A 12950-nucleotide genomic window follows, 5' to 3' on the forward strand; every position below is an offset into this window, starting at 1 on the left:
CCGCCGCCGGCGCGGGGCGCAGCTCCGCGAGCGGCCGCCGCAGCACGCCGCCGACGACGACGGTGTCGGAGCCGGCGGGCGCTTGCGGCGGGAAGAAGCGCGATGCGGGTACGACCTTGCCGCTTGGCGCGAGCAGTACGAATTCCGGGTCCGCCCCGATGACGGCGGATACCCCCGACGCGGTCTCCCGCTCCCAATTGGCGGCAAAGGCGGAAGCCGCGAGCCGCAGCCCGTCCCTCTCCCCCGCCGAACGAGTCGATAGCTGCGGCGTCAATCCGACGATCAAACCGAATCTTCCGGTTCTATCGAGCTTCCATTTTACCATACCCATATCGAGGCCTAGAATATAAAGCGCGCGCGCGGAAGCCCGCTTGAGCCTTCTAGTCAGCTGTTCACCGCGATAGCTGCCCAGCGGCGACGGACGGACGAACGCGCAGCCAAGACCGAACACCGCCACCTCGAACACATACTCATAACGCACCGTGCCCGCAGAGGAATGCCATCGTCCCGCCGCAGCCTGATGTCCTGCCGAAGTCAGCTCCGCCGAGAAGCCTTCGCGGATCAGCCGTCGCTCGATCTCGCGTGGCTCCAACGCTTCGGCGGCGGCTGCTCTCGCATTCCAGATCCACGCCCTTCCCGCTTGTCCGACATTCGGGAGTCCGCTGCCTGGAAACAAGAGAACGGCATCATCCGCGTCGATCTGAGAGTCCGGCCTTAACTGTTGAACACCGGACGGCATACGGCTCCACGGCATCGCCTCTCCGTATGTGTTCGCCCAAACTTTGCCCGCCATATTCCGCTTCCTCCCGCCATACGCCGCACATTGATCCGTGTGCTGCAACTTCTAGGCTATATCGAGCAAAACGGGAAGGGCCGTCCCGCCGGCGGATGAACGCCGAAGCCGAATGACCCTTCCCCGTATGCGCCCCGATGCGGCCCCGCGGCCGCATCCACAGAAATAGGCTTCTCCCGCTGTCCCGACAGGGCACTCGCCCTCGATAATTCTCCCGTCTCGGCATAATCATAAGTACCGACCGCAGGCAGGGCCGCTTACAATTCGTCTTCGAGCAGATCCGAATCGAGGTCTTCGAAGTCACCGTCTTCCAGACCGAAGTCGGCGTCCTTGACGTCGTCATCGAAGGCGGACGGGTCCACGACGACAACGACCTTCGTCTCGGCGACCATCTCAACGGCATACTCGCGTTCGACCCGAATGATGACACTCGTTCCGTTCGAGCTGACCGTCGCTTCCACGCAGTTCGGCTCTTGCGTCGCTTCCGCGGACACCTCTTCGGTAGACGAACGGTGACGGGGGTCTACATAAGACAGGGGCACGATCTCAGCGTAGGTGATCGTCTCTTTGGCCACGTCGGTTTGCGAATTCTTGTCATAGGAGTACCAGATGTTGATATCATAGGACCCAATGACTTCGACCCCGTTCCCCGCTCTGGCTGCTTCGTATTGGTGGTTGATAATCCACGCTCCCAGAATGCTGCTCGGATGATGCGGCGGCGTAACGGTGTGTGTAACCGTAGAGAACTTCCGGCCTTTACCGCAAACCGCCTTCGTAATGATTTCTCTGCGCTGCAGCCGTTTATCCGCTAAAGCCATACGGTAGACCTCCTCCATACAATCAAGTCAATTAAGTCTATGCAGGACATTCGTCTAGAGTGACAAAAATGTATCCGTGCACTAGAGGTTCCGATTCATTGTATGACTTGATTCGGAGAAGATGACCGTTGTTTTTTCTCCCGCATTGCGATGGATAGGAACCGTCTGAGCTCACGGCATAAGGAGAACAGGGCGGCTCGCGTCTCGAACTCCTCCCTCGTGCTCGGCAGCTCCATCCGTTTGAATTGCTGCTCCAGCCTAGCGAGCTCACGCTCGGTGTTGCCTTCGTAATATTCCGATCGCACGTCAACGGACAAGCGTTCGAATAATGCCGCAATATCTAGCGCCTGCGGTACCCGCTGCGAGACAATTGCGACCGATTCCATCATCAATTCGATCGAATCCAGCTGCTGGCGGCGCATGTGAAAATAGAGCAGCCACGGCTCGTTCTGCTGGACGAACCGGTTCTCTTGGGCGCGCTTCGCAACGGCAACCCCTCTCTCGATGGCGGATTCGGCATCTAGCATCTCGCCTCCGCTCCATACAATCTCAGGGTCGCGAAGATAACTCGCCATCCCCGCGAATACCCCGGAGAAACTCTCCTCCGTCCTGCTCCGCAGCGATTCCAGTGTCTTGCTCTCCTTCGGCATATAAGCCAGATTGAGCAGCGTCGCGATGCCGAGCCCGATCAAGAGCAGCGCGATCTCATTGCCGATGGACGCCCAACTGATGTCGCCGCTCCCGAACAGGTGGAACACGACGACAGCGCCAGTGACGACGCCGGCGCTGAAGCCGAAGCGGGCGACAACCGGGAAAGCCAGCAGAATATAGACGGATAACACCCAAATATGGAATCCGAAAAAGTAGAACAGCATTGAAGCGACGCCAAGGCCGACGACCGAAGCTCCAAACCGGGCGAAGACGGTTCGCAGCCCCCGCCAGCGGGTCGTGTCTACGCCCATGATGGCCAGTATGCCCGCCGATAGCGGATTGTCCAATTGAAGCAGCGTCGCAGCATAGATAGCGGCAAGCGTCGCGACGGCTGTCTTGATGACGCGATATCCCATCTTCTCCTGATCTCCTCGAAGCTCGTTAAACGCACAAAAGCGGGCCGGGAAGCGGCTCCCGCAAGGGAAGACCGTCTCCTCTGCCCGCCTGGCGTGTTTAGCCGAGCCGGTATATGTCGCGGAACTTCGTCTCCAGATAATCGCACAGATACGACGATTGGAGCGGCTCGCCGCTGATGTTTAGGATGATCTCGGACGGATCGAGCATCTTGCCGTGGCGGTAGATGTTCTCCGTCAGCCATCCCTTCAGCGGCTGAAGCTCGCCGCGCGCAATCTGGCCGTCCAGATCCGGGAGCTTCGACTTCGCGGTATTAAGCATCTGCGCAGCGTACATATTGCCGAGCGAATAGGAAGGGAAGTAGCCGAAGGAGCCGCCGGACCAGTGCACATCCTGCAGCACGCCCTCCGAATCGTTCTTCGGCACGACGCCGAGCGCTTCCTTATACTTGGCATTCCAGACTTCCGGAAGGTCGCGAACGGCCAGACCTTCATTAAATAACATTTTCTCAATCTCGTATCGGATCATGATGTGCAGGTTGTACGTCAATTCGTCCGCTTCAATGCGGATGAGCGACGGCTCCGAGACGTTGATGCCGCGGTAGAACGCTTCTGCCGTCACGTTGTCGAACTGTCCCGGGAAGTGCTTCTGCAATTCCGGGAAGTACCGCTGCCAGAAGCCGCGGCTGCGGCCGATCATATTCTCCCACAAGCGGGATTGCGATTCGTGAATGCCCATCGAAGTGCCTGTCGCGAGCGGCGTTCTGGCAAGCTCCTGCGAGATATTCTGCTCATAGAGAGCATGGCCGCCTTCATGGATCGTGCTGAACAAGGCGCTGGGCAGATCGTGCTCGTAGTAATGCGTCGTAATGCGAACATCGCCGATGCTGAGCCCCGTCGCGAATGGGTGAACGGTCTCGTCCAGACGTCCCGCTTCGAAGTCGTAGCCCATCTGCTTCAGGATGAAGCGGCTGAGCTTCTTCTGCGCTTCGATGTCGAACTTGCTCTGCAGGAACGAGGTGTCCGGCCGGTCGCCTCTCGCCCGGATCGCTTCAGCCAGCGGCACCAGGCGCGATCTCAGCTCGCCGAACAACCGATCCAATTCCGGCGTCGTCATCCCCGGCTCGTACATGTCGAGCAGCGTATCGTACGGCGTGCCTCTGACGCCCCAATACTCGATAAATTGGCGATTCATCTCGACGATGCGTTCCAAGTACTTGGAGAATCCGGCAAAATCATTCTCATCCTTCGCCACTTCCCAAGCGGACTCCGATTGGGAGGTTAAGATGACGTACTCCTTGAACAATTCCGGAGGCAGCTTGCGGTTGCGGTCGAATTCCTTGCGCGTCTCCTCTACCAGTCTGCGATCGATCGCGCTAAGCGCTGCGTATGTATCCGGCTGTCCCAGCTTCTCCAGCAATTCTCCCATCTCATCGGACGTCGAGAGCCGGAACATATCGTCCGACAACGCGCCGACTGCTTCGGAGCGGAATTCGATGCCTTTGCGCGGAGCGCCCGTCCGCATATCCCAATAGACAAGTCCTAGAATCTCAGAGTACTGCTTCAGCTTCGTCGTTAATTCGCGAAACTTTGTCAACGTATCCGCCATATGTATTCAACCTCTCCCATTGATATCACAATCTAACTTGATCATAACTCCCATGAAATCTATAATCAACATAACGTAAGGTTGGCTTTATTATGGTAGAGCGAAGGAGTGTGAATGGGGTGAGAATAAGCTGGAGCGAGCAGGCGGTCCAAGCGATTCGCGAGCAGCTCGACGCCGATTCAATCGCGCTGCGGCTGGTTTATGATACAGAAGGCTGCGGCTGCGCGGTGAACGGCGTTACGGCATTGTGGGCTGTCGCTGCCCCGCAAGCAGACGATGTTCAAGCCGAAGGCGGGCCGATCGCGGTTTGGTACGATAAGCAGCAGGAGATATTCTGGGATGAGGAGCTTCGGATCTCTTATGCTCCGGAACGCCGAACCTTCGTGCTGGCGAGCGACGGACAGATCTATTCGAACCGGCTGCCGGTTCAAGACCGCAGAGGCCTTCCTATCGCGGAATAATCCAATTCATAGATCGCAAGGAGGAGTTACATATGAGAAGAGTGGATGAGATTCTCGCCCATAACCGAGCGTTCGTCGAAGGACGGGAGTACGAGCAATTCTGGCCGACTGAGCCGAAGGGCAAGCGTGTCGTTATCGTCAGCTGCATGGATACGCGCCTGACCGAGCTGTTGCCGAAGGCATTCAACGTTCAAAGCGGGGACGCTAAGATCATCAAGAATGCCGGCGCGATCATTACCGCCCCCTTCGGCAACATCATACGGAGCATCATCGTGGCGCTGTACGAGTTGAACGCGAACGAGGTCATCATCTGCGGGCACCATGATTGCGGCATGACGGGCATCAATCCGAAGACGGTTGTCGGGCATATGATCGAGCGAGGCGTGTCCAAGGAAGTCATCCGAACGCTGCACCACTCCGGCGTCGACTTCGACCGTTGGCTGACCGGCTTCGAGAACGTGAAGTCGAGTGTGGAGAATAGCGTGGATATTGTCCGCAAGCATCCGCTGCTCCCGCCAGGAACGCCGGTCCACGGCATGATCATCGATCCTTCGACCGGCGAGCTGGAATGGGTCGTCGACGGCTACGACTATCTAGCGCACACGGATCCAGAGGCTGAATAATCGGCAATCGGCCCCCTGTTGGGAGGCCGATTTTTTTTATATGTGGTTGCCCGGCGCCGCGGGCGTGGAGTTAGTTCGTTCGCCGACTAATTCTGCCCCGCACGCCGCTCCGATGGCCGAGTTAGTTCGTTCGCCGACTAATTCTGCCTCGCACGCCGCTCCGATGGCCGAGTTAGTTCGTTCGCCGACTAATTCTGCCTCATTCGTCGCTTCCTGCACCGAGTTAGTTCGTTTGCAAACTAATTCTGCCTCGCACGCCGCTCCGATGGCCGAGTTAGTTCGTTTGCCGACTAATTCTGCCTTATTCGACGCTTCCTGCACCGAGTTAGTTCGTTTGCCGACTAATTCCATCTTGCCTGCCACTACGCGCGCTGAGTTAGTTCGTTCGCAGACTAATTCTGCCTCATTCGTCGCTCTCTGCACCGAGTTAGTTCGTTTGCCGACTAATTCCATCTTGCCTGCCACTCCGATGGCCGAGTTAGTTCGTTTGCAGACTAATTTGCCTCATTCGTCGCTTTCTGCACCGAGTTAGTTCGTTTGCAAACTAATTCCATCTTGCCTGCCACTACGCGCGCTGAGTTAGTTCGTTCGCAGACTAATTCTGCCTCATTCGTCGCTTCCTGCACCGAGTTAGTTCGTTTGCCGACTAATTCCATCTTGCCTGCCACTACGCGCGCTGAGTTAGTTCGTTCGCAGACTAATTCTGCCTCATTCGTCGCTTTCTGCACCGAGTTAGTTCGTTTGCCGACTAATTCTGTCTCGCACGCCGCTCCGATGGCCGAGTTAGTTCGTTCGCAGACTAATTCTGCCTTCAGCCGACTCTATGCATCGTCCTCGCTGGTGTGCCGCCTCTTCTCCCGCTCCTGCGCCTTCTCGCGCGCGGCGGCGGCGCGGGCGTCGATCACCTCCGCCCGATCGCGCAGCGCGTGGCGGTCGATTAGCTCGCGCGCTACCTGATCGCCAGGCGCGCCCCAAGCCCAGCCGCGCGCCGACGCCGCTTGCCGGGCTAGCCGCAGCAGCTCCGGATCGGTGATCGGCAGCTCAAGGTCCGAATAGGCGACGCCATTCGGTCCTCCCCACGCCGCAAGCCGATCCCGCAGCACGCCGGCCAGCCGCCGGCCGTCCAGCCCGATGCCGTCCATGGCGGCCGGGTCTACCTCCCGCGCGGCCTTCGCCAGCAGCTTGTAGGCGCCGGCGCTGTTGCCGCGCCGGGCATGATACTGCGCGACGGCGACGCGCACGAGAACAAGCCAGCAGTTCTCCTGCGGCTTACCCTTCTCTTTTTTCCACAAGGCTTCCATCCATTCGTGGCATTCGAAGTAATCCCGCGAACCGAAATATTCCGCCAGATAGGCGATAAACTCTTCAGGGTACGGAAATAATGTCATCAAGCTTCTGCTCCTTACGCCAATCTCCTTCAAGAATAACGCAATTTCGACGAGACGGCACGTTCTTCCTGAAACCATAGGCTCGTCCGCTCGTATAGCTCTATTGTACAAACTACAGATAGACAGAAGGAGTTATGCACCATGTGGAAAAAAGCTTTGCTCTTGTTCAGCCTGCTCGCCTTCACGGTAGTGATCAGCGTGCCAGCCGATCAAGCGGACGCTGCGCGCAAATCGTTCAGCTCCGGCAAGAAGTCCTACTCCCAAACGCCGAGCAAATCAACCGATAACGTCTCCAAGACGACGACCGGTACCAAGACGAATACCGGAGCTGCAGCCGGAACGACTGCTCAGCGCGGCTTCTTCAGCGGCGGCAGCTTGATGAAAGGTCTGATGATCGGCGGCATCGCCGGCCTGCTCTTCGGCAGCATGTTCAGCGGCATGGGCGGCTTCGGGGACTTCTTAGGCCTCATCGTCAACGTGCTCGCGATCATTGTTCTGATCTCCATCATCCGAGCCGTGTTCAATTCGTTCCGGCGCAACAAGAACCAGCAGCGTCCGGACGACTCCCGCAGGTGGTAAGCCGACATGCGTCTGACCATGGATGAGATCGTGAACGCCGTCTGCCTTCATCTGGCCGAGCGGCACGAGGTTCCGGTGAAGGAGATCGAAGTCGAACTTCTCTGGGACGAGGAGCAAGGCTTCAGCGCCGAAGTCTGGGTGCAGGGGCGCAGCCGCTTCCTCGTAGAAGCGAATTTGAAGGAAGCGATCATGCGTTATGTGCACAACGAATATCAGGAGCGCGTCTATCCTTCCCAGATTAAGCTGGAAGTGGACGACGAGATCTGGGCGGACATCTCCGCCTGACGCACCGCTTCCTAATTATCATAGAAATGACCAGCCAAACGAATTGGCTGGTCATTTTGTATTGCGCTCAGCAGCGGCCCATCACGACTGTGTTGTAATATCGCCCGTCGGAGAGGCGTTTATCCTTCCTCAATACGCCTTCCATCTCGAAGCCGAATTGCTCGTACAGCTGAATGGCCTTGGTATTGGTCTCCAGCACGTTCAAGGTGATCCTGGCGATCCCATTCGCGTCGGCCCACCTAACGGAAGCTTGCAGAAGATGCCTCCCGATCGCGCAGCCCCAGTACGCTTGCAGCACGCACACGCCGAATTCGACTTTGTGGGAGATCCGCCTGAGGGCATTCCCCTCGCATCGCGCAATATTCTTCGCTGCGAACGATCATCATTTAACCCCGTTAATTACCAAGCGTAAGCTCTCGGTGCGGCCCCGCCGGGTCCTGGGAAGATCTCGTCCAGACGCTGCAGCGCTTCTTCGCTCAGCTGGATATCGACGACGCGAAGCGCGCCTTCGAGCTGCTCCAGCGTGCGCGGCCCGATGATCGGCGCCGTCATCGCCGGGCGCGTCAGCGTCCACGCCAGCGCGACGTTCGCTTCGCTCTCGCCCAGCTCGCGGCACAACTTCTCGAACGCTTCCAACTGCGCTCGATGCTTCTCCACTCGCTCCGGATTGTTCGCGCGCTTCGAGCCGGCGACCGGCTTCAGCGCGTGGCCGCTCAGCAAGCCGCCGTCCAACGGGCTCCAGGCGATAACGCCGATGCCGTGTTCTTCGGCAGCAGGCAGCACTTCCAGCTCCGGCAGGCGGCAGAGCAGGCTCAGCTTATGCTGCTCCGAGACGAGCCCGAGCAGGCCGCGGCTCTTCGCTTCGTACTGCGCCTTGACCAGATCGCGGCCGGCGAAGTTGCTCGACCCGACATAGCCGATCTTGCCTTGATATTGCGCGATGCGGAACGCGTCCCACAGTTCGTCCCAGGAGACGCTGCGGTCGACATGGTGCATCTGATACAGCTCGATATGGTCCGTCTGCAGACGGCGCAAGGAGCCCTCGAGATGACGGCGCAGCTTGTAGGCCGACAGGCCGGCGGCATTGTTCGGGCCGTCGTTGTCATCGCTCATCTCGCCGTAGAACTTGGTCGCGATGACGACCTTCTCGCGCCGGCCGCCGCCTTGGGCAAACCAACGGCCGACAATCTCTTCCGTAAGACCGCGATTCTCCTTGCCGCCGTACACGTTGGCCGTATCGAAGAAGTTAATGCCCGCATCCAGCGCTGCGTCCATAATTCGGAACGCATCCTTCTCCTCCGTATCGACGCCGAAATTCATCGTGCCAAGACACAGCTTGCTGACTTTGAGGCCAGTTCGGCCCAGAGTCGTATACTCCATCCCATCTCGCTCCTCTCCATATGTACGTACCTCTCTATTCTAACGTATCGAAGGAGGCTTTGTAAAAGCGCGTTCACGCTAGTGTTAATTGATAGATCTTCGTTATTCTTCCGGAGAAACCTCATCAGGCGCTCGAAGCCAAACGTTCTCGAAGTTGACCCACCCGAGCCTGTTGAGCGATACGCTTCGGACTTCCGGCGGATAAGCTGCCGTCTGCTCCCACCGATAGAGCGTTAGATAGCGGAAGGCTTCCCGCTGAATGCTCTCGTATTGTCTCCAGAGCAGGAGACGCCTGCGAGCATCCGATTCGTCAGACAAGGCTTCCGTTAGGCGTTCCTCCATCGCAGTCGGCCTGGCGCGATGCAGCCATCCGTTCTCGCTTAGGAACAGATGCCTATACACGAATTCCGGATCGCCGGGAATGGGCTGGTCCCACAGCCATAGATCCGCCTCCTCCGCCGATTCAATCAAGCTGTCTCCAGTCTCGATCAGGCGAATCTCGATCTCGAAGCCCAGTCTCGCCGCCGCGGATGCAATCCACTCTGCGTCCCATTCGTTGCCTGCGCCTCTATAAGCGCAAAGTGTCAATCGTTCGTCCCGACTCTTCTCGGATTCATCGACGATACCATCCGCCAGCCGTCCCCGCATGGATCGCATGGATATGGCCTGGTCCTCATCAGCATCGCCGCCGGGCCGAAGCTCTTCTATCTCCTTGGCTATATAGTCAGCCTTCACCGACCGATTGCCTCCCAACTCCCGAATCATGGCATCGCGGTCGATACCTCCCAGCAGCTTGGCGCGGACCTCTTCCTGCTGGAGCAAGCCATGCTTGCCGGCATTGACGATCAGCAGCTTGCAGCCGCCGTCCATCTGGCTGACGGATTGCCAACACCTCCCCTGCGCTGCGGGATAAGGGTATCCGCGCAGTTGAAAAGAGGATAATGGCTGCTCCGGCGGCTCTTCCGCCCCCGAATGGGATTCATAGAGCTGCGGAATGAACCAGAACTCGATCCGGTCCAGCAGAGGACGTCTGCGGAAGGAATGATCGAACGCCTCCAGCACGAGCCGATCCGCCTGATTGACCGCTACGCGAAACGGGCCTGTCCCCTTCGGAGACGCCGCGAACTTCTCGGGGCTCTCGCTGCATAGATCGCGTGGAACAATAGACGCCGCCGGAGACGCGAGGAGCGGCAAGAAGGCGGGATCCCATTCGCGCAGCTCGACTTCCAGTTCATAATCTCCTTTGACCGCGACTCGCCTTATATTCCCGAACGCGCCCCAGTAGGAGGAGGCAGACGGTTCGGCCAGCCGCTCCAGCGTAAACCGGACATCCTCGGCCGTCAGCTTCCGGCCATGATGGAATAACACGCCTTTGTTTAAATAGAAGCGCCATATCCGCTCCTTATCCACGCGCTCCCAGTGGTGGGCCAAATGCGGCACATATCGGTTCGAACGCTCATCCAGACGGACGAGCGGATCGAATAGGCACATCGCCAGGTGCAGCTCCGTGCGCCGCATCAAGCGGGCCGGATCCAGATTCGGCAGCGGCCGATAGGTCGGCAAGCGAATCGTATCGATGGGTGAAGAGCCTCCTGACACCGAGGATGAACGGAAGAAGCCGGCGATCGCTTCGAGCAGCTCGTCCTTATGCCCCCCGCTCAGCATCGCAGAGCCTAACAGCCCGACCGCCGGCCGAGGATCGCCTTGAAGCACCGAATCCACGGCCCGGTCTAATTGGATGCGGATCGGAGCTTTAAGCAAGGACAGCTTGGATCGATTGCCTCTTCCTCTGCCCGCCTGCCACCTAACCCAGCCTGCGCTCTCCCATCTCCGCAGGATGAGCTTCGCGTTGCGCTCCGTACAGTTCAAGATGCCGGCCAATCGTTCGATCGGCAGCTCTAAAGCTTGGCCAAGCTGCGTTCCGCTCCTCTCGGAGCCATGAGCCAACAGCTTCTCGTACAACCGCTCATAATGTTCCGCCAGCTCCATATCGCCGCATCATCTTCCCATCCGAAAAAAGGTGAAATGCTTACTGCACTATTCTTGCACTTTTACTTCCTCTTTTCAAACCTATAATGGGGGCATGGAGGTCGTCATATGATCCGTACCCAATCGATTTACTTAATCGCGTTAATTACCGCCGTCTGCGTCATGAGCGATTCGATGCTGTATATTGTGCTGCCCGTATACTGGCCTTCCTTCGGCTTGACGAACCTGTGGCAGGTCGGCGTGCTGCTGTCGATCAATCGATTCGTTCGGCTGCCCCTCAATCCGTTAGCCGGCTGGTTACACGCGAAGTTTGGACTGCGGCGATGCCTGCTGGCCGCTGTCTGCATCTCCGTGGCGACCACTCTCTCCTACGGTCTATTGCGCGGATTCTGGCTGCTGGCTGCCGCCCGCTGCCTATGGGGAATCGCCTGGGCCGTGCTGCGGCTGGGCGGTTATCTGGCTGTGCTGGAGGCGTCCGGGCCTGACAATCGCGGCCGGCTGATGGGCAGCTACAACGGATTATGGGGGCTCGGCGGACTGGTCGGCATGCTGGCCGGCGGCATTGGAACCGATTATTGGGGCGTTCAGCCGGCGATGCTTGCCATTGGCGCTTTGACGCTTGTCGGACTTCTGATCGCCGCCCGTTATTTGCCGCAAGCCCAAGGAACAGGAACGGCGCAGTCCGACATGCCTCCGGCCCGTGAACGCAGGAGAGCAAGACCCCCTTGGCTTAACGCGCAAGCGGTACTTACTTTGCTATCCGGACTTGTCATCGCTTCTGTCTTCTTCGGGATATTGCCATCGACGCTAACCGGAATCATCGAAGAACGGCCCTTCCAGTTATCCCTGTTCGGCGTTGCCTTAGGCGCGGCTTCGCTGTCCGGCATCTTACAGGGGCTGCGAGCGGGTTGGTCGCCCTTCCTCTCCCCTTGGTTCGGCAAGCTATCCGATCGTCCCACTGGCCGCAAGCCGTGGATCTGCGCGTCGCTAATAGCGTCGACGCTTCTATTCGTCCTACTCTCCATGCCGAGCGTCTCCGCATGGCTCTGGTTCGGCTGTCTGCTCGGCGCTCTGCTGCTCAATACGGCCGTCACAACTTGGTTGGATGCTTCGGCCGCCGATTGCGCTTCCGAAGCTCCTTCCGCCAGAGTGCCCATGATGACAAGCTACACGTTAGTCTTCGACTTAGGCTCTGCGCTTGGCCCGGCGATCGGCTATATGGTGATCGATTCATTCGGCGTGTTCCGCCTATACCGAACGTCCGGCCTCCTTCTCTTCCTCTTAGCGATCGTATGGGCCGTCGCTTGGCGCGCTCAAACGGCAAAGAGACGGCTGTCGCCATAAGCGGCAGCTGTCTCTTCGCCGCCGCCGCGCAGAGGGCAAATCACCATATCCCGGCCAAGCAAGATTGGTTGGGACGCAGAAAATACTACCCTGTGATATAATCGAGGCCGTATTGTTAGATGAAGGTATTTACCCTATATTTTAGATGCGAGGTGCGCTCATCGATGTGGCCAAGATCCAAGGTCGGTGTCATTACGCTGTTCGCCAGCGATTTGCAACGAACGAAGGCGTTCTATCAAGATGCGTTCGGCTTGCCGGTCATCTTCGAGGATCCGAATTCCGCGGTATTCCAGTTCGACAACCTGCTGATTAATCTGCTCGACGAATCCGAGGCGCCCGGGCTTATCGAGCCCGAGACGGTCGCCCGCCGGGAATCGGGAGCGCGGTTCCAGTTCACGATCGACGTGGAAAATGTAGATGCCGCGTGCGAAGAGCTCGCCAGTCGCGGCGTCAAGCTTCTGAACGGCCCGATGGATCGGCCTTGGGGCATCCGCACGGCGAGCTTCGCCGATCCCGCCGGCCACATCTGGGAGATCGCGCATAGCTTGAAGTAGAATGAATCAAGGGGACGCTTCCTGTGACGGAAACGTCCCCTTCTGTTGTGTTGCAGCGCGCTT

13 protein-coding genes and 1 pseudogene are annotated in these 12950 nt (G+C 58.5%); 6 read left to right on the forward strand and 8 right to left on the reverse strand.

Annotated features, from left to right (window positions below):
* The 4 genes from H4Q31_RS15370 to H4Q31_RS15385 form a co-directional block, all read right to left on the reverse strand.
* Positions 1 to 793, reverse strand: a 793-nt coding sequence (locus tag H4Q31_RS15370; protein ID WP_446483086.1) for a putative amidoligase domain-containing protein, incomplete at its 3' end; no start/stop codon positions are given.
* 257 nt (positions 794 to 1050) lie between these two features.
* Positions 1051 to 1611, reverse strand: coding sequence for an outer spore coat protein CotE (locus H4Q31_RS15375; protein ID WP_185179940.1), 561 nt, complete (start codon positions 1609 to 1611; stop codon positions 1051 to 1053).
* A gap of 95 nt (positions 1612 to 1706) precedes the next feature.
* Positions 1707 to 2678: an aromatic acid exporter family protein gene (locus tag H4Q31_RS15380; RefSeq protein WP_185179941.1), complete on the reverse strand. Its 972-nt coding sequence runs from the start codon at positions 2676 to 2678 to the stop codon at positions 1707 to 1709.
* Between the two features lie 97 nt (positions 2679 to 2775).
* Positions 2776 to 4284, reverse strand: coding sequence for a carboxypeptidase M32 (locus tag H4Q31_RS15385; RefSeq protein ID WP_185179942.1), 1509 nt, complete (start codon positions 4282 to 4284; stop codon positions 2776 to 2778).
* A gap of 119 nt (positions 4285 to 4403) precedes the next feature.
* Here H4Q31_RS15385 and H4Q31_RS15390 point away from each other — a divergent pair, with 119 nt between their 5' ends.
* Together H4Q31_RS15390 and H4Q31_RS15395 are read left to right on the forward strand one after the other, a co-directional pair.
* Positions 4404 to 4745: an iron-sulfur cluster biosynthesis family protein gene (locus tag H4Q31_RS15390; RefSeq protein ID WP_185179943.1), complete on the forward strand. Its 342-nt coding sequence runs from the start codon at positions 4404 to 4406 to the stop codon at positions 4743 to 4745.
* A 32-nt stretch (positions 4746 to 4777) separates the two neighbouring features.
* On the forward strand, positions 4778 to 5368 hold the full coding sequence (locus H4Q31_RS15395; RefSeq protein ID WP_185179944.1) for a beta-class carbonic anhydrase: 591 nt from the start codon (positions 4778 to 4780) through the stop codon (positions 5366 to 5368).
* Between the two features lie 821 nt (positions 5369 to 6189).
* On the opposite strand, the gene H4Q31_RS15400 is transcribed toward H4Q31_RS15395, so the two are convergent.
* Complete coding sequence (locus H4Q31_RS15400; protein WP_185179945.1) at positions 6190 to 6756, reverse strand: DUF309 domain-containing protein; 567 nt, start codon at positions 6754 to 6756, stop codon at positions 6190 to 6192.
* Positions 6757 to 6897: 141 nt separating this feature from the next.
* Between H4Q31_RS15400 and H4Q31_RS15405 the strand changes: the two genes are divergently transcribed.
* Positions 6898 to 7335: a hypothetical protein gene (locus tag H4Q31_RS15405; protein WP_185179946.1), complete on the forward strand. Its 438-nt coding sequence runs from the start codon at positions 6898 to 6900 to the stop codon at positions 7333 to 7335.
* Positions 7336 to 7341: 6 nt separating this feature from the next.
* Positions 7342 to 7620: a DUF2653 family protein gene (locus H4Q31_RS15410; RefSeq protein WP_185179947.1), complete on the forward strand. Its 279-nt coding sequence runs from the start codon at positions 7342 to 7344 to the stop codon at positions 7618 to 7620.
* Positions 7621 to 7687: 67 nt separating this feature from the next.
* Here H4Q31_RS15410 and H4Q31_RS15415 read toward each other — a convergent pair.
* The 3 genes and pseudogenes from H4Q31_RS15415 to H4Q31_RS15425 all read right to left on the reverse strand — a co-directional run.
* Positions 7688 to 7978: pseudogene (locus H4Q31_RS15415) on the reverse strand (GNAT family N-acetyltransferase); the annotation flags it as partial.
* A gap of 41 nt (positions 7979 to 8019) precedes the next feature.
* Positions 8020 to 9000, reverse strand: coding sequence for an aldo/keto reductase (locus tag H4Q31_RS15420; protein WP_185179948.1), 981 nt, complete (start codon positions 8998 to 9000; stop codon positions 8020 to 8022).
* Positions 9001 to 9102: 102 nt separating this feature from the next.
* The gene (locus H4Q31_RS15425; RefSeq protein WP_185179949.1) at positions 9103 to 10989 is read right to left on the reverse strand and encodes an ABC transporter substrate-binding protein; all 1887 of its coding nucleotides are present in this window, start codon (positions 10987 to 10989) and stop codon (positions 9103 to 9105) included.
* Between the two features lie 108 nt (positions 10990 to 11097).
* On the opposite strand from H4Q31_RS15425, the gene H4Q31_RS15430 reads away from it, so the two are divergent.
* A complete protein-coding gene (locus tag H4Q31_RS15430; protein ID WP_185179950.1) occupies positions 11098 to 12333 on the forward strand; it encodes an MFS transporter in 1236 nt (411 codons plus the stop codon).
* Between the two features lie 164 nt (positions 12334 to 12497).
* Complete coding sequence (locus H4Q31_RS15435) at positions 12498 to 12887, forward strand: VOC family protein (protein WP_185179951.1); 390 nt, start codon at positions 12498 to 12500, stop codon at positions 12885 to 12887.
* Positions 12888 to 12950 lie beyond the last annotated feature (63 nt).

This window comes from Cohnella lubricantis (genome assembly GCF_014212015.1).
In the GTDB taxonomy this organism is placed as follows: Bacteria; Bacillota; Bacilli; order Paenibacillales; family Paenibacillaceae; genus Cohnella; species Cohnella lubricantis.